The sequence below is a fragment of the Saccharothrix stipae genome, assembly GCF_054781895.1.
Window position 1 is genome coordinate 299,409 of record NZ_BAAGTN010000009.1, and the last position, 16,168, is coordinate 315,576.

The following is a 16,168-nucleotide window of genomic DNA, read 5'->3' on the forward strand; positions in this document are numbered from 1 at the left end:
CGGTAACGGCTTAGGCTCCCCGCTGCCCCCGTAGCCCAACCGGTAGAGGCAGGCTCCTTAAAAGAGTCACAGTACGGGTTCGAATCCCGTCGGGGGCACGTTCGGCGCCGCATTGACTTCACCCGTCTGCCGGGTGAACCCAGAACGGTGCGTCGTGCCTGGTCACCGCCGGGTCACCCGATCGGACCGCGAACACCGATCCGGCCGCCGCGAACAGACGTACCGGACTCACGGATCGCGTTTGTCCGATCGGATGACCCGTGGCCTTTCACGCCTGGCGCGTGCGCACCCATTCCGCGACGACCTGGTCCAACACGGCCAGCGGCAGCGGCCCGCCGCCCAGCACCACGTCGTGGAACTCGCGGATGTCGAAGCGCTCGCCCAACGCCTCCTCGGCCGCCGCCCGGACGCGCTGGATTTCGAGCCGGCCCACCATGTACGCCAGCGCCTGGCCCGGCGCGGCGATGTAGCGGTCGACCTCGTTCTCGATCTCGACCGGCGCCAGCGGCGTGTTCTCGTGCAGGTACGCGACGGCCTGCGCGCGGCTCCACCCGTGCGCGTGCAGCCCGGTGTCCACCACGAGCCGCCCGGCGCGCATCGAGTCCATCGCGAGCATCCCCAGCCGCGCCACGTCGTCGGAGTACAGGCCCATCTCGTCGGCCAGCCGCTCGGTGTAGAGGCCCCAGCCCTCCAGGTACGCGGTGACGTGCGCGATCCGGCGCAGCATCGGCAGCTCGGTGAGCTGCTGGGCCAGGGTGATCTGGAAGTGGTGCCCCGGCACGGCCTCGTGGAACGCGATCGCCTCGGCCTGGTAGCGGAACCGCTCGCGCACGCGGTGGGTGTTGGCGTAGTAGATGCCGGGTCGCGCCCCGTCCGGCGACGGCGGCGAGTAGTAGGCGATCGGCGCGCCCGGCGCGTCGGCCGCGGGCACCGGCTCGACCTGGCAGCGCTGCTCGGGCACCCGGCCGAACCAGCGCGGCGCGGCCTGCTCCGCCCTGGTCACGGCCTCGCGCGCGGCGGTGATCAGCTCGTCCTCGGTGTGCCAGCGCAGGTCGGGATCGGTGCGCATGCGCTCCAGCACCTCGGCCACGTCCGAGGTGCCGAACACCCGCCGCCCCAGCTCGGCGTACTCCCGCGCCAGGCCCGCCATCACGTCCAGGCCGGTCCGGTGCAGCTCCTCGGGCGTGCGGTCGGTCGTCGTCTGGGCGCGTGCCAGCGCCGCGTACATCGCCTCGCCGCCGGGCAGCGCGCACAGCCCGACCCGGTCGTCCGGGCGGCCCTCGATGCCCGAGATCACGTCCCGGTAGGCGGCGAACGCCGGCCGCACCACGTCGGCCAGCAGGCGCTCCCGTTCGGCGTCGAACGCCTCGCCGCCGGCCGGTCGGGCCAGCGGGTCCTCGTCGGCGGCCAGGTACCGGTCCAGGTGCGCCACGGCGGCGTCCACGAGGCGCTGGACCGGCGTGCGGCCCGCCAGCGCGCCCGCGAGCTGCCGTTCGGCGACCCGGCGCAGGAAGTCGGGCACCGCGGCGAGCCGGTCCAGGTAGGCCCGCTCGGCGTCCGGTCCGGCTAGCACGGTCGTCGGCATGACCGACAGCAGCTCGCCAGGCGGCGCGAAGAACGAGTCGGTGATCGTGTACTCGACGCCCAGCGCGTCGAGCTGGTCGACGACCGCCTCTGCCTGCTGGATGACCACCGCACGCGTCACCGGGTCGTCGTCCGCGGGCAGGGCACGCGCCCGGTCGGCGATGTCCGCGGCCCGCGCCCGCGCGGCCTCCTCGGTCTCCGCCCGGTGGTCGGGCAGCAGGTGGTCGTACCCCGGCACGCCGTAGACGGTCGCGCCCATCGGCGACCGAGTGAACATCAGGTCGAGCAGTTCACCGGCCAACTCCGCCGTCGTGCCCATGCGCACCCCCTGGTCGTTGTGGAACCAAGATGGTACTTAGCCTAAGAAACGATTTACACCCGGTCCAAATAGGCGAGCACGGCGAGCACCCGCCGGTTGTCGTCCTCGGACATCGGCAGGTCCAACTTGCCGAAGATGTTCGCGATGTGTTTGCCGACGGCTTTCTCGGTGACGAACAGCCGCCCGGCGATCGCGCCGTTGGAACGTCCCTCGGCCATCAGCGACAGCACTTCCCGCTCCCGCGGCGTCAACGTGGTCAGCGGCTGGTCGCGCGCGCCCCGGGCGAGCAGTTGGGTGATGACCTCGGGATCCATCGCGGTGCCACCCGCGGCGACCCGGCGAATGGCGTCCACGAACTGCTTCACGTCCGACACGCGGTCTTTCAGCAGGTAGCCCACCGCGCCGCCGCGGTCGGACAGCAGTTCGCGCGCGTACAGCTGCTCCACGTACTGCGAGAGCACCAGGATCGGCAGGCCCGGCACCTGCTTGCGCGCCTCGATCGCGGCGCGCAACCCCTCGTCGGTGAACGTCGGCGGCAGGCGCACGTCGACCACCGCCACGTCCGGGCGGTGGTCGACGAGTGCCCTGAGCAGGGCGGGACCGGAGTCGACCGCCTCCACCACGTCGAAGCCGTAGGCCTCCAGGAGCCGGATCAGGCCGTCCCGGAGGAGGACGAGGTCTTCACCGAGGACAACTCGCACGGCAGCTCCATGGTCACGATGGTCGGCCCGCCCACCGGGCTCGCGACGCCGAGTGTGCCGTCGAACGCGGCCAGCCGGCGCTCGATCCCGCGCAACCCGCCGCCCTCGGTGGCCTCGGCGCCGCCGTGCCCGTCGTCACCGATCATGAGCGACAGCCTGCCGCCGTCGTGCCGCACCCGGATCCACGCGCCGCCGGCACCGCTGTGCTTGGCCACGTTGGTCAACGTCTCGGCCACCGCGAAGTAGGCCGCCGACTCGACCGGCGCCTCCGGCCGCCCGGCCAGCTCCACGTCCACCTCCACCGGCAACGGGTGCGCCAGCGCCAACGCGCGCAACGCGCCGTCCAGCCCGCGGTCGGCCAGCACCGGCGGGTGGATGCCGCGCACCAGGTCGCGCAGCTCGGCCAACGCCTGGGTGGACGACTGGCGCGCCTCGGCCAGCAGCTCCTGCGCCGCCCGAGGGTCACGGGCCAGCAGCTCCTCGGCCATGCCCAGGCTCAGGCCGAGCGCGACCAGCCTGGCCTGCGCGCCGTCGTGCAGGTCCCGTTCGATCCGGCGCAGCTCGGCGGCCTGCGCGTCCACGGTGTCGGCCCGGGAGTCGGCCAGCACCCGCACCCGGTCGGTGAGGGCGGCGGTGGCGCTGGGCGCGAGCAGCCACTTGGCGACGGTCGCGTGCAGCCGGGCGGCGCGGGGAGTGGCCCACCAGGCCAGCACCAGGAAGGCGATGCCCAGCAGCGGGGCGAGCACGAAGTTGCCCGGGGTGTCGTAGTGGACCAGGACGTACTCGATGCGCCCGTGGTCGAGCCAGATCAGCGGCACCACGAACCCGAGCACGCCGTTGACCCAGAACGCGGCCGGCAGCACGCCGCAGAGGATCCCGACGACCGCGTTGACCGGCAGGAACGCCAGGTCCCGCCACGTGGCCGGGTCGGTGACGACGGTGCGGACCCTGGTCATCGGGCCCCGGTTGGCGGGCAGCCGGTAGGGCGCCGGGATCGCCACCCCCAGCACCCGCGACGCCCACCAGCGGAAGAACCGGGTGTAGCGGCGGGCCAGCGCGGTGAACAGCAGCAGCAACGGCACGCCGACGGTCACCAGGATCAACGGGTAGGTGTAGAGCTGGAGCGGGATCAGCAGCAGCCCCGCCACGCACAGCGGCGTCCGGGCCAGGCCGAGCGCGGCCTGCGTCAGCCGGGTGCGGGCGGCGCGTACCAGGTCGTGGTCCGTCATGGCGCGGATTCTTCCGGCTGTCCACCGGGGAATCGGTGGGTTTAACCCCCCAATGCGCCTCAGATCGCGATCACCGTGCCGTCCGCGACGAGCTCGACGCCCGCCTCGGTGATCTTCGCGTGCTCCGGTGACGCCGGGTCGAGCACCGGGTTGGTGTTGTTCAGGTGGGTGTAGATCCGCCTGGTCGTCGGGTGACCGCGCAGCTCGGGCAGGCTGTGCGCGATCGGCAGGTGGCCCATCGCGGCCTGGCCGCTCGGCCGGCCGGTGGCCGCGCCCATCTCCGACGGCGCGTAGAACGTGCCGTCCAGCAGCACCACGTCGGCCTCCGCCACCAGCGCGTCGAACCCGGCCGGCCAGGACGCCAGGCACGGCGCGTACAGCAGCACCCCGCCGGTGGCCGGGTCGCGGAACCGGTAGGCCACCACCCAGTGGCCCGCCACCGGCGAGTCGGCGGCGTAGCGGGGCCGCTTGCCGCTGACCGGGAACGCGGTGACCTCCAGCCCGCCCGCGAGCACGACCGGCTGCTCCGGCTCCACCTGCCGCCACGACCACTCGCCGTAGGTCTCCAGCACGGCGCGCGTGGGCGCGAGCGCGTGCAGCACGGTCGCGGGCGCGTGCACCCGCAGCCCGGGCGCGCCGCGCAGCACCGCCAGGCCCAGCGTGTGGTCCAGCTCGGCGTCGGTGAACAGCACACCGCGCACCGGCGTCTGCCGCGGGCCGGGACCCGGTGCGAGCGCGGGCGTCGCGGCGAGCTGGGCGCCGATGTCCGGCGAGGTGTTGACCAGCCACCACTGCGCGCCGTCCGCGCTGATCGCCAACGCGTCCTGGGTGCGCGCGGGCAGCTCACCGGCCCGCACCGCCCGGCACGGCCCGCACGCGCAGTTCCACTGCGGCACACCGCCACCGGCGGCCGTGCCGAGCACGACCGCCTTCACCGCACGACCGCCCGGTGCTCCACGTCCGCCGGAGCGCCCGCGAGGATCGCCTCGACCAACCCGTGGTGCGGCGACAGCGTGCACACCGGGTCGGTCGCCGCCGCGTCACCGGTCAGCTGGAACGCCTGGCAGCGGCACCCGCCGAAGTCCAGCTCACGCCGTGCGCACGACCGGCACGGGTCGCGCATCCAGTCGAAGCCGCGGAACGCGGTGAACGCGGGCGAGGTGTGCCAGATGTCGGCCAGCGACCGGTCCCGCACGTTCTCCACGCCCAACCCGTCGATCACGCCCGCCGCCGGGCACGGCAGCACGTCGCCGTTCGGCGCCACGGTCAGCTGCCGCGCGCCCCACCCGTGCATGCACGGCTTGGGGTGCGCCTCGTGGTAGTCGGCGATCACGTACACGATCTCCATCGCCGACCGGGCCTGCGCGGTCGCCACCACCTCGCCCGCCCGCGCCAACTGCTCGCGGGTGGGCAGCAGCGCGGCCCGGTTGCGCAGCGCCCACCCGTAGTACTGGGTGTTGGCCAGCTCCAGGCGGTCCGCGCCCATCCGCTCGGCCAGCGCGACGATGTCGCCCACGTGGTCGAGGTTGAGCCGGTGCAGCACCACGTTCACGGTCAGCGGCAGGCCCGCGCCCCGGATCGCCTCGGCGGCCCGGAGCTTGGGCTCGAACGCCCGCACCCCGGCGATCCGGTTCGCGCCCGCCTCGTGCGCGTCCTGCACGGACAGCTGCACGTGGTCGACACCGCGCAGCTCCGCCAGCCGGTCCGGGGTGAGCCCCAGCCCGCTGGTCACCAGGTTCACGTAGCAGCCGAGCCCGGCCGCGTGGTCGACCAGCTCCGGCAGATCCTTGCGCGCCAACGGCTCGCCGCCGGACAGGTGCACCTGCAGCACGCCCAACGCGCGGGCCTGGTCGAACACCTGGCGCCACCGCGCGGTGTCCAGCTCGTCGCCGCGGCCGACCAGGTCGACGGGGTTGGAGCAGTACCCGCACCGCAGCGGGCACCGGTGGGTCAGCTCGGCGAGCAGGCCGAACGGCGCGTCCACCCCGGGCGCCTCACCCATCGACGTCCACCACCCTCCGCGCCACCAGCCGTTCGACGAGCTCGGCCACGTCGTCCGGCTCGACCCCCTCGAACTCCTCGGCCAGCCGGCGGGCGATGCCCTCGACGGACCTGCGCCCGTCGCACAGCCCGACCACCGCGGCCGCCGTCTCGTTGAGCACCAGCACGCCCTCCGGGAACAGCACCACGTGGCTGGCGCGGGTCTCGTCGTAGGTGGTCTTCACGCCCCGGCGCAGGCGCGGCACCGCGCTCGAACGCGTCACGCGCGGGCCGGTCACGAGCGTGCGCCGGTCATGAGTAGTAGTCCACGGCGTCCAGCAGCGCCCGCAGCACGTCGCACTTGAAGGCGAGCGCGGCGACCGCCGCCTCCTGCTGCTCGCGCGTGCGGCAGTTGCGCACCACGATGTCCAAAGTGGACCTCCCTTCGTCGGCGATCACCTGGAGCCTGGTGGTGAAGTAGGTGAAGCCCTCCTCGGCGATCCACGGGTAGTGCTCGCGCATGTCCACCAGCCGGCGCGCCATCAGACCGCGGGAGAACATCTCGGTCAGCCCGGACGCCACCGCCTCCACCCACGGCCGGGTGCGGGCGAACGTCACGTAGGCGTCCACCGCGAACCGCGTGCCGGGCAGCACGTGCCGCTCGTCCAGCACCTCCTCGCGGGTCAGCCCGACCGCCTCGGCCAGGCGCAGCCAGTTCTCCGCGCCGCCCTCGCCCGGCCCGCCGCCGTCGTGCCAGACGATCCGCTCCCGCCACACCCGCCGCACCTCCACGTCCGGGCAGTTGGCCAGGATCGCGGCGTCCTTGCGCGGGATCGCCCGCTGGTAGTACCAGCGGTTGGCGGCCCACAGCTGCAACTCGTGCTTGCTCAGCCGGCCCTCGTGCAGCCGGAGGTGGAACGGGTGGCGGTCCCAGTAGCGGGGTGACAGGGCGCGCAGGCGCGCGGTGAACTCGGACGGGGTCAACGTCACGGGTGCCGACATCTCGGGATGAGCCATCCCGGGGTCGGTCATCTCGGGGTGGGGCACGACGGGCAGGCACCTCTCGGTCCGCGGCGGCGCGCCCCTCGCGGCGCCGGCCGCCAGGGGCGCGGCCGGTGGCTAGCCGCGAGCCGCGTAGGCGGTGACTTCCATCGGGGTGTCGACGTCCCGGAAATCGGGCTTGACCCAGGGGCGCTTCTCGGGCTCGGTGGTCATGCGCTACTCCTCGGATGTCGGTGCTTCTCCGTGGGGCGGCGGTAACCCACCGTAGAGCCTCCGGCGGCTACCGCGCTAGTTGCGGGCGGCGGGCATGCGTCTCAACTGCTCCAGCACCACCGGATCCTGCAACTGCATCCACTGGATCACCTCCGTGTAGGTGGCGCACACCGTCTCGGGCTTGACGCACACCTCGCCCAGGAACCCCTCGACCGCCTGGCTGAACGCGCCGCCCGCCCACTCGTTGAAGTGGTTGCCGATCACGATCGGCGCGCGGTTGCCGTTGACCGCCGCCTGGTACACCGACCTGTAGGTGTCCAGCACGATCCGGGTGTAGTCGGCGGCCTTGTCGGGCTCGTCCTTGGCGCCGTTGAGCGCGTACCAGAGGTTGAAGTCCATCATCACGACCTGCTTGCCCAGGGCGGGCACGCGGACCTCGGGCATCGGGAACTCCCACATCCCGTCCTGCACCGACGGCCACACCACGCCCAGGCTCACGTGGCTGGTGTCGTAGGCCAGGCCGTGCCCGCGCATCGCCGGGAACGCCTGCCCCCAGTCGCCCTCCAGGCACGGCGTGCGCCCACCGCGCACGGTCGCCGGGTCCAGCTTGAACCCCTGCCGCCGGGCGTTCTCCACGATCGCGAAGAACTGGTCCAGCTCCCGGTTCCACTGGTCGGTGTTCCACTTGCCCACGTTCGGCTCGTCGCCGACGCAGAAGTGCCCGTTGTAGTGGGTGCCGATCTCGTGGCCGGCCGCGATGGCGGCGTTGAGGTAGTCGATGCGCAGCGCCACGTCCGCGCGGCTGCCGCCGAACCCGATCGAGGACAGGCCCTGCGGGTGGCCGGGACCGGTGTAGGTGGCGGCGTCCTCGTCGGCCACCAGGTACACGCCCGACAGCAGGCCGGTGACGTGCGCGTTCACCTGCCGGGCCAGCGGCATGATCCGGTCCCAGTGCGGCTTGGACGCCGCGCCGTCGAACGAGAACAGCACGAACTGCGGCGGCTTCTCGCCCGGCTGCATGCGCCGCATCCACGACGGCGGCGAGGCCGCGGCGGGCACGGTCGGCGTGGCGGCGGCGCTGGTGCTGTCGGTCGTGCGCGGCGCCATCGGCAGCGGTGTGGCCAGGTCGCCCACGTCGTAGCCGGGTCTGGGCTCACGGGCTCCCAGCACGGCCAGCACCACCAGGGTCAGTGCCAACGCGACGCCCGTGCTCAGCCAGCCCCATCGCTTCACAACAACAGGACGACGCGACGTAGTCGAAGGTTGCCTCTTCGTGACATGACCGCGTCACCCGGCCGCAACAGCGCACGATCGGACCAGCGCCGGATCGAGTCAGCGCACGATCGGACCAGCGGCGGATCGAGTCAGGGCACGGGCGTGGCGATCACGACCTGGTTCTCCTCGTACCCGGTGGCGCCGCCGACCCAGCGCCCGCCGCACGTCACCAGCACCAGCCGGTGCTCGCCGCGCGGCCCGAACAGGTCGACCGCCCGGGCGGGCAGCGCGTCCTTGCGCACCGTCTCGACCCGGCTGACCCGGAACGCGAACGTCCGACCCGCCGTGTCGACCACCGTCACGCCCTGGCCGACCGCCGCGCGCCACAGCTCGTCGAACGGCCCGGTCACGCCCTTCCAGTTCACGTGCCCGGCCAGCACGGTCGCGCCCTCGGCCGCGCCCAGGTCGACGCCCCACCACGTCGCCTCGCCGACGCCCTCGGGCACCGGCAGCACGCCGTCGGCGGTCACCTCCTCGCGCACCAGCGTGGCCAACCCGCCCTCGGGCAGCCGCACCGTCCCCGGCTGCTGCTCGGGCGCCTCGGCGGGAGGCGGGGGAGGAGCGGGCGTGGTCGTGGTCGGCGGCGGAGCGGTCGGGAGCTTGACGCCGGCCGGCATGCCGGCCAGGTCCACGCCCCGCCCGGAGCGCGCGCTGTCACCCAGCGGATGCGGCACCGCGGCGTCGGCGGGCAGCGCGCGACCCGCCGGCACGACGTCCGGCGACCGGGTGGCGACCAGCGCGGCGGAGGCGAGCAGAGCCGCCACCGCCGCGCCGGTCAACAGGGCCTTCACCGCGGCGGGTCCCCTCGGCGAGGACCTCACCGGCGGGCGGTCGCCCGTCGCCGCACCAGCAGCCCGGCGAACGCCGCGCCGAGCAGCACGACACCGCCGAACCCGACCAGGGCGCCGGTCGACAACCGCGTGGTGTACGCCGCCTTGGCGACCACCCCGGAGCCCTCGGAGCCGGCGTGGATCGTGATGGGCACGACCGGTTTGTCCGGTTTGTTGGTCAACGCGAGCGCCAACGTCTGCCCCGCCGCGACGGTCCCGCAGACCTTGGGCGGCGCGTTCGGGTCGAAGAACTCCTCGTAACCCTTGGCCGGGGCGACCTCGATCACGCAGATCTCCTGCGGGGTGCGCAGGTCGGGCACCTCCACGGTGCCGTCCGCGGCGGTCTGGAGCACGATCGGCGTGCCCTCGGGGCCGGCCAGCGCGGAGTCGTCCTGCCGCTTGGCGGGCGACGTGCCGTCGGGCGCGGTCACCTTCAGCGCCACGCCCGCGATCGCCTTGCCGCTCTCCGCGTCGGTCTTGCCGACCTTCACCGCGCCGGGCGCGGTCTTCGCGGTGGTCGACGCGTTCGCGGTCAGCTTCTTCTCGCCGCCGGTGGTGACGATCCGCTGCATGTTGTCGTCGGCCGGGACGTGCACCTTCGGCCGGTCGGCCGGGCTGTCCAGCCGCACCGTGACCGACGGGTTCGGCCCGGTCGGCACCACCTGCACGGCCAGCGCCTTGCCGTCGGTCGGGGTGGCCAGGTCGCCCGTCACCGCGCCGGTCTCCAGCGTCGCGTCCGCCAGCTCCACCGTGACCGGTGCGCCGGCCACCTGGCCGCCGCCGGTCTTGGTGATGTCCACCACCCACGTGTCGGGCGTGCCGATGATCTGCTCCTCCTGCGGAGCGCTCACCTTGGCCGTCCACGGCCCGCGGTTGGCCGCCGCCTCGGCCTCCAGCCGGCCGACCGCCTGCTGGGCCTGGCCGAAGCGCCCGAGCTGCTGGAAGTGGAAGTCGGCGTTGTAGGCGATGTGCCGGAAGTCGCTGTTCGGGTCGAGCGAGATCCCCCGGCCCGGGTCCTCGTACGCGGTCCACGTGTGCAGCAGGTGCGCCAGCGCCGCCGACTCGTCGGCCGACTGGGTGCCCGCGTACCTCAACAAGAGGTACGAGATGGAGCCCGCGACGTCGTCGGCGAGCCGCGCGCCGCCCTTGGAGAGCAGCTCGTCGCCTTCCTTGTACTCCACGTTGCCGTCCGGTGCGAGCAGCGAGTACTGCACGCACCACACCTGCTGGCCGCGCCACTTGTAGGAGCCCAGCCAGTCGCCGCCCGGGGGTTTGTTGCGGTAGCCCTGCGGGTCGGTCTCGTGCCCGGCGCCCTTCTCCACCCCCGGCTGGGCCCCGCCGGTGGCGGGCACGGCGAGCAGGGCCAGACCGGCCGCGAGCACCGCGCCGGCGAGTCGTCTCCACACCATGATGTCCTGAACCCCTCAGGGCGAGCCGGTGGGCGTCGCCGGTCGGTGGGAACTGCCGTCGTCGAGCCTTACGGGGATGAGATCACGTCGGCAAGCCGCCGCGAGGGTGGAATGCCGACTACGCTCCGCAGCGCGGGGTGTGGATCCGAGATCGACAGCCCGAGTAAAGTCGCTTTTACCCGGACGGGAACCGATCGACTCGTGTGGTCGTTGAACCCCGTGACGGCGTCAGCACGCCACAGGAGGACGAGGTGCGTACCACCAGCAACCCCGCGTTCCGCAACCTGCCGACCGGCGGCGGTAGCGGTAACTACGCAGGCTTCGGCCAGCCCTACGAGGCGCAGCAGCAAGGCGGCTACCAGGCGGCGCCGCCGACCACCGGCGAGCGCCCCATCACGATCGACGACGTGGTCACCAAGACCGCCACGACGCTCGGCGTCGCCCTGGTCACCGGGTTCATCTCCGCGTGGCTGGTGCTCTCCGGGCAGGTCGCGCCGTTCGCGCTGGCGGTCCCGGGCATGATCATCGGGCTGGTCCTGGCCCTGATCATCATCTTCAAGCGCACGCCGAGCGGGCCGATGGTGCTCGCGTACTCGGCGGCCGAGGGCGTGTTCCTCGGCGCCATCACCGGCGTGTTCGAGTCCATCTTCCCGGGCATCGCCTGGCAGGCGATCCTGGGCACGTTCGGCGTGTTCGGCGCCATGCTCGTGGTCTACAAGACGGGTGCGATCCGCGTCACGCCGCGCCTGACCAAGTGGATCATCGGCGCAACCGTCGGCGTGGTCGTGCTCATGCTGGGCAACCTGGTCATGGGCATGTTCGGCGTGAACATGGGCCTGCGCGACGGCGGCACCCTGGCGATCATCTTCAGCCTGGTCGTGATCGGCATCGCGGCGTTCAGCTTCCTGCTGGACTTCGAGGCCGCCAACGAGATGATCCGGGGCGCGCTGCCGGCCAAGTACGCCTGGCTCGCCGCGTTCGGCCTGATGACCACGCTCGTCTGGCTCTACCTGGAGATCCTGCGCCTGCTGTCGTACTTCCAGAACGACTAGCAGCACCCGCACACCGCGAAGGGCGCCCCGGCTCCGCCAGGGCGCCCTTCGCGCGTCCTACCCCAAACCACGCGTGTCCTACCTTCAGAACGCGCGTGTCCTACCTCCAGAACGCGCGAGTCCTACGTTCGCGTCGCGAGAGTCCTACGTTCAGGACCCCCGAATTCAACGCTCAGGACGCGTCCGGCCGGTCGTCAGTCGCGCCAGCCGTGGTCCTCGTCCATGACCGAACCCACCTCGACCAGGCACGGCACGCACAGCGCACCGCTCGGCGACCGGACCACCTGGTCCGGCGGCACCGAGTGGGCGCAGGCCGCCTCGAAGTACGCCTCCGAGGCCTGTGCCACGGAAAAGGCGTGGCACAGCCGGTCGTAACCGCTGTGCCACCACACGTACGGCATTGTCACCCGACCTCCCCTTACTCAAGGGTAGGACGCCGGGTAACAGTCAACGTGACGCGGTTCAGCTCAGTCGTTCGATGACCATCGCCATGCCCTGACCACCACCGACGCACATGGTCTCCAGGCCGAACTGCTTGTCGTGGAACTGCAGCGAGTTGATCAACGTCGTGGTGATCCGCGCACCGGTCATCCCGAACGGGTGACCCACGGCGATCGCGCCGCCGTTGACGTTGAGCCGGTCCAGGTCGATCCCCAGGTCCCGGTACGACGGGATCACCTGCGCCGCGAACGCCTCGTTGATCTCCACCAGGTCGATGTCCGAGATCGACATCCCGGCCAGCGCCAACGCCCGCCGCGACGCCTCGACCGGCCCGAGCCCCATGATCTCCGGCGACAACCCGGACACGCCGGTCGACACGATCCGCGCCAACGGCGTGATGCCCAGCTCCTTCGCCTTCACGTCGCTCATGACCACCAGCGCCGCCGCGCCGTCGTTCAACGGGCAGCAGTTGCCCGCGGTGACCCGCCCGTCCGGCCGGAACACCGGCTTGAGCCCCGACACGCCCTCGACCGTCACGCCCGGCCGCGGGCCGTCGTCGGCCGACACGACCGTGCCGTCCGGCAGCGTCACGGGCGTGATCTCGCGCGCCCAGAACCCGTTGGCGATGGCCTTCTCGGCGAGGTTCTGCGACCGCACGCCGAACTCGTCCATCTCCTGCCGCGACACGCCCTTGGTCAACGCGAGGTTCTCCGCCGTCTGGCCCATGGCGATGTAGATGTCGGGCACCTGCCCGTTCACCCGCGGGTCGACCCACTCCGACGCGCCGGACTGCGCCACGGCGGCCGTGCGCGCCTCGGCGTCGGCGAAGACCGGGTTGTGCGTGCCCGGCCACGAGTCGGACGACCCGCGGGCGAAGCTCGACACCGTCTCCACGCCGGCGCTGATGAACACGTCGCCCTCGCCCGCCTTGATGGCGTGCAGCGCCATCCGGGTCGTCTGCACGCTCGACGCGCAGTAACGGGTCACCGTGGTGCCGGGCAGGCCGTCGTACCCCGCCAGCACGGACACCACGCGGCCCAGGTTGAAGCCCTGCTCGCCGCCGGGCAGCCCGCAGCCGAGCATGAGGTCGTCGATGTCGTTCGGGTCGAGCTGCGGCACCTTCGCCAGCGCGGCCTTGAGGACCTGCACGGTCAGGTCGTCGGCGCGCACGTCCTTGAGCGAGCCCTTGCCCGCGCGCCCGATGGGCGACCGGGCGGCGGAGACGATCACGGCCTCAGGCATTACGGAACTCCTTTGTTTCGCCGCAACGTGTGACGTGCAGCCTAGTTAACGCCCGTTCAGCGCGGCCACCACTCGTGACGAACGACGCCGATCTGCCGACGCCCGTCGTCCACCGGGCCGGCGGCCCTGCCTCCGATATACGCTCAGCGGGTCATCTCAAGAAGTGGAAGGTCCGTCGTGGAGTACGTCGAGAGCGTCGTCGACCTGGTCGGCAACACGCCGCTGGTGAAGCTCAACGCGGTGGCCGAGGGCCTCCGACCGCTCATCCTGGCCAAGGTCGAGTACCTCAACCCCGGCGGCAGCGTGAAGGACCGCATCGCGCTGCGCATGGTCGAGGCGGCGGAGCGCAGCGGCGAGCTCAAGCCCGGCGGCACGATCGTCGAGCCCACGTCGGGCAACACCGGTGTCGGCCTGGCGCTCGTGGCCCAGCGCAAGGGCTACAAGTGCGTCTTCGTCTGCCCGGACAAGGTCAGCGTGGACAAGCGCAACGTGCTCAAGGCCTACGGCGCCGAGGTGGTGGTGTGCCCGACCGCCGTCGCGCCGGAGCACCCCGACTCCTACTACAACGTCTCCGACCGCCTGGTCGCCGAGATCCCCGGCGCGTGGAAGCCCAACCAGTACGCCAACCCGGAGAACCCGGCCAGCCACTACCACGGCACCGGCCCGGAGGTGTGGCGGCAGACCGAGGGCCGCGTCACCCACTTCGTCGCGGGCGTCGGCACCGGCGGCACCATCTCCGGCACCGGCAAGTACCTCAAGGAGGTCTCCGGCGGCCGGGTGAAGGTCATCGGCGCGGACCCGGAGGGCTCGGTCTACTCCGGCGGCACCGGACGGCCCTACCTGGTGGAGGGCGTCGGCGAGGACTTCTGGCCGGACGCCTACGACCGGAACGTGTGCGACGAGATCGTCGCGGTGAGCGACGGCGACTCGTTCGAGCTTACCCGGCGACTGGCCCGCGAGGAGGGCCTGCTCGTCGGCGGCTCGTGCGGCATGGCCGTCGCGGCGGCGCTGCGGGTGGCCGAGACCGCGGGCCCGGACGACGTGATCGTGGTGCTGCTGCCCGACGGCGGGCGCGGCTACCTGGGCAGCGTGTTCAACGACAAGTGGATGGCGCAGTACGGCTTCCTGTCGCCCGACACCTCCGGCGCGACGGTCGGCGACGTGTTGCGGCGCAAGGACGGCACGATGCCCGACCTGGTGCACGGCCATCCCAACGAGACGGTCGCCGAGGCGGTCGCGATCATGCGCGAGTACGGCGTCTCCCAGATGCCCGTCGTCAACGCCGAGCCGCCGGTGATGGCGGCCGAGGTCGCGGGCGCGGTCAACGAGCGCGACCTGCTCGACGCGCTGTTCACCGGCAAGGCGCAGCTGACCGACCGGCTGGACCGGCACATGTCGTTGAAGCTGCCCACGATCGGCGCGGGTGAGTCGATCAGCTCCGCCATGTCGGCACTGTCCTCAGCGGACGGTGCGCTGGTGCTGGAGGACGGCAAGCCGGCCGGAGTGGTCACCCGGCAGGACATCCTGGGTTTCCTCGCCGGCCGCTGATCGACCCCCGGTCGGTCACCGGACCGTCCCGACCCGCGTCGCCGGACCGTCCCGGTCCACGTTGCCGGACCGTCCCGGTCCAGGTCGCGGATCGGGACGGGTTGACCGGTTGCCCGTGGCCAGGGCGGTCGCATCCGCTAGCGTTGGCCACCGACTCATACACCTACGGCCCGTGCCAAGGGGGTTGGAAACTCCGATGAACGCTCCGCAGCCGCCAGGAAACCAGCAGTTCGGCGGTCACAACCAGCAGGAGCAGGGGCAGGGTGCCCAGCCCCCGAACGCCGACGCGACCCAGGTCGTGCCGAGCGGCGGCCAGCCCCCTGCCTTCCCGCCACCGGAGGCGACCCAGGTCGTTCCCTCCGGCCAGCAGCCGCCGTCGAACCCCGACGCGACCCAGGTCGTGCCGCCGGGCGCGACGCAGCAGCAGCCGCCGTCGAACCCGTACGGCCAGCCGGCGCAGCAGCCGGGCTCGGGCGCGTTCCCGGCCCAGCAGCCGCCGCCCGGTTACGGGCAGCAGCCGCCCGCCCAGTACGGCCAGCAGCCGTACGGGCAGCAGCCGCCGTCCAACCCGTACGGTCAGCCGCAGGCGAACCCGTACGGCCAGCCGCAGCCGCCGTCCAACCCCTACGGCCAGCCGCCCGCGGCGAACCCGTACGGCCAGCCGCCGCAGCAGGCGTGGGGCGCGCAGCCCGGGTACGCCGCCCAGCCCGCCTACGGTGCGCCCGCGGGCAACTACGCGGAGTGGGGCAGCCGCGCGGTCGGTGCGTTGATCGACTACCTGGCGCCCGGCCTCGTCGTCGGCATCCTGGCAGGCATCGGCGCGGCCACCGGTGACCCGACGATCGCGTTGATCCTCAGCGGTGTCGCGTACGTGGGCCTCCTCGGCTTCATGATCTACAACTCCTGGTACCTGGCCGGCACCACGGGCCAGTCGATGGGCAAGAAGATCGCCAAGATCAAGCTCATCAAGGAGGAGACGGGGCAGCCGATCGGCTTCGGCAACGCCTTCGTGCGGCACCTGTGCCACTTCGTCGACTCGCTGCCCTGCTACGCGGGCTGGTTCGCCCCGCTGTGGGAGGCCAAGAAGCAGACGTGGGCCGACAAGATCATGGGCACCGTCGTGGTCAACGCCCCCGCGGGCGCGGCCCCCGGCGGCTACCCCGGCACCGGCGGGTACGGCCAGCAGCAGCCGAACCCCTACGGCCAGCCGCCCGCGGCGAACCCGTACGGCCAGCCGCAGCAGCCCAACCCGTACGGTCAGCAGCCGCCCCAGCAGTGGTGACCGGACCACACCGGGATCTCCCCAACCGCCCGTCGGCCGCCAAGCCGACGGGCGGTTGCCT

At 72.5% G+C, this 16,168-nt stretch carries 16 protein-coding genes and 1 tRNA gene; 4 read left to right on the top strand and 13 right to left on the bottom strand.

Annotated features, from left to right (window positions below; translation table 11 throughout):
* Window positions 1–24 precede the first annotated feature (24 nt).
* Window positions 25–98: transfer RNA gene (locus tag ACYVLT_RS24490), tRNA-Leu, on the top strand.
* Between the two features lie 170 nt (window positions 99–268).
* On the opposite strand, the gene ACYVLT_RS24495 is transcribed toward ACYVLT_RS24490, so the two are convergent.
* The 11 genes from ACYVLT_RS24495 to ACYVLT_RS24545 all read right to left on the bottom strand — a co-directional run bounded on the left by ACYVLT_RS24495 (window position 269) and on the right by ACYVLT_RS24545 (window position 10,542).
* On the bottom strand, window positions 269–1,903 hold the full coding sequence (locus ACYVLT_RS24495; protein WP_461122542.1) for a DUF885 domain-containing protein: 1,635 nt from the start codon (window positions 1,901–1,903) through the stop codon (window positions 269–271).
* 53 nt (window positions 1,904–1,956) lie between these two features.
* Window positions 1,957–2,604 carry a LuxR C-terminal-related transcriptional regulator gene (locus ACYVLT_RS24500; protein ID WP_461122543.1) on the bottom strand — a complete coding sequence of 216 codons (648 nt, stop codon included), beginning with the start codon at window positions 2,602–2,604 and terminating at the stop codon, window positions 1,957–1,959.
* Complete coding sequence (locus ACYVLT_RS24505) at window positions 2,556–3,833, bottom strand: sensor histidine kinase (RefSeq protein ID WP_461122544.1); 1,278 nt, start codon at window positions 3,831–3,833, stop codon at window positions 2,556–2,558. Before ACYVLT_RS24505 ends, ACYVLT_RS24500 begins: the two co-directional genes overlap by 49 nt.
* Window positions 3,834–3,892: 59 nt before the next feature.
* Window positions 3,893–4,768 carry a pyrroloquinoline quinone biosynthesis protein PqqB gene (pqqB, locus tag ACYVLT_RS24510; RefSeq protein ID WP_360453370.1) on the bottom strand — a complete coding sequence of 292 codons (876 nt, stop codon included), beginning with the start codon at window positions 4,766–4,768 and terminating at the stop codon, window positions 3,893–3,895.
* The gene (pqqE, locus tag ACYVLT_RS24515) at window positions 4,765–5,835 is read right to left on the bottom strand and encodes a pyrroloquinoline quinone biosynthesis protein PqqE (RefSeq protein WP_461122545.1); all 1,071 of its coding nucleotides are present in this window, start codon (window positions 5,833–5,835) and stop codon (window positions 4,765–4,767) included. The genes pqqB and pqqE overlap by 4 nt, the downstream gene beginning before the upstream one ends.
* Window positions 5,828–6,097 carry a pyrroloquinoline quinone biosynthesis peptide chaperone PqqD gene (gene pqqD / locus ACYVLT_RS24520; RefSeq protein ID WP_461122546.1) on the bottom strand — a complete coding sequence of 90 codons (270 nt, stop codon included), beginning with the start codon at window positions 6,095–6,097 and terminating at the stop codon, window positions 5,828–5,830. The genes pqqE and pqqD overlap by 8 nt, the downstream gene beginning before the upstream one ends.
* A gap of 28 nt (window positions 6,098–6,125) precedes the next feature.
* On the bottom strand, window positions 6,126–6,830 hold the full coding sequence (gene pqqC / locus ACYVLT_RS24525; RefSeq protein WP_461122789.1) for a pyrroloquinoline-quinone synthase PqqC: 705 nt from the start codon (window positions 6,828–6,830) through the stop codon (window positions 6,126–6,128).
* Window positions 6,831–6,932: 102 nt separating this feature from the next.
* Window positions 6,933–7,028, bottom strand: a complete 96-nt coding sequence (gene pqqA, locus ACYVLT_RS24530) for a pyrroloquinoline quinone precursor peptide PqqA (protein WP_360453379.1) — start codon at window positions 7,026–7,028, stop codon at window positions 6,933–6,935.
* A 75-nt stretch (window positions 7,029–7,103) separates the two neighbouring features.
* Window positions 7,104–8,261 (bottom strand): polysaccharide deacetylase family protein, encoded by a 1,158-nt coding sequence (locus ACYVLT_RS24535; protein WP_461122547.1) that lies wholly within the window; start codon window positions 8,259–8,261, stop codon window positions 7,104–7,106.
* A 131-nt stretch (window positions 8,262–8,392) separates the two neighbouring features.
* On the bottom strand, window positions 8,393–9,094 hold the full coding sequence (locus ACYVLT_RS24540) for a class F sortase (protein WP_461122548.1): 702 nt from the start codon (window positions 9,092–9,094) through the stop codon (window positions 8,393–8,395).
* A gap of 26 nt (window positions 9,095–9,120) precedes the next feature.
* Window positions 9,121–10,542, bottom strand: a complete 1,422-nt coding sequence (locus ACYVLT_RS24545) for an MSCRAMM family protein (protein WP_461122549.1) — start codon at window positions 10,540–10,542, stop codon at window positions 9,121–9,123.
* A gap of 251 nt (window positions 10,543–10,793) precedes the next feature.
* Here ACYVLT_RS24545 and ACYVLT_RS24550 point away from each other — a divergent pair, with 251 nt between their 5' ends.
* Window positions 10,794–11,594, top strand: coding sequence for a Bax inhibitor-1/YccA family protein (locus ACYVLT_RS24550; RefSeq protein WP_461122550.1), 801 nt, complete (start codon window positions 10,794–10,796; stop codon window positions 11,592–11,594).
* Between the two features lie 194 nt (window positions 11,595–11,788).
* Here ACYVLT_RS24550 and ACYVLT_RS24555 read toward each other — a convergent pair whose 3' ends face one another.
* Window positions 11,789–12,001, bottom strand: a complete 213-nt coding sequence (locus ACYVLT_RS24555) for a hypothetical protein (protein ID WP_461122551.1) — start codon at window positions 11,999–12,001, stop codon at window positions 11,789–11,791.
* Window positions 12,002–12,056: 55 nt separating this feature from the next.
* Window positions 12,057–13,277, bottom strand: coding sequence for an acetyl-CoA C-acetyltransferase (locus tag ACYVLT_RS24560; RefSeq protein ID WP_461122552.1), 1,221 nt, complete (start codon window positions 13,275–13,277; stop codon window positions 12,057–12,059).
* 177 nt (window positions 13,278–13,454) lie between these two features.
* Here ACYVLT_RS24560 and ACYVLT_RS24565 point away from each other — a divergent pair, with 177 nt between their 5' ends.
* Both ACYVLT_RS24565 and ACYVLT_RS24570 read left to right on the top strand, forming a co-directional pair.
* Window positions 13,455–14,825, top strand: coding sequence for a cystathionine beta-synthase (locus tag ACYVLT_RS24565; RefSeq protein ID WP_461122553.1), 1,371 nt, complete (start codon window positions 13,455–13,457; stop codon window positions 14,823–14,825).
* 196 nt (window positions 14,826–15,021) lie between these two features.
* The gene (locus ACYVLT_RS24570) at window positions 15,022–16,107 is read left to right on the top strand and encodes an RDD family protein (protein WP_461122554.1); all 1,086 of its coding nucleotides are present in this window, start codon (window positions 15,022–15,024) and stop codon (window positions 16,105–16,107) included.
* Window positions 16,108–16,168: the final 61 nt, after the last annotated feature.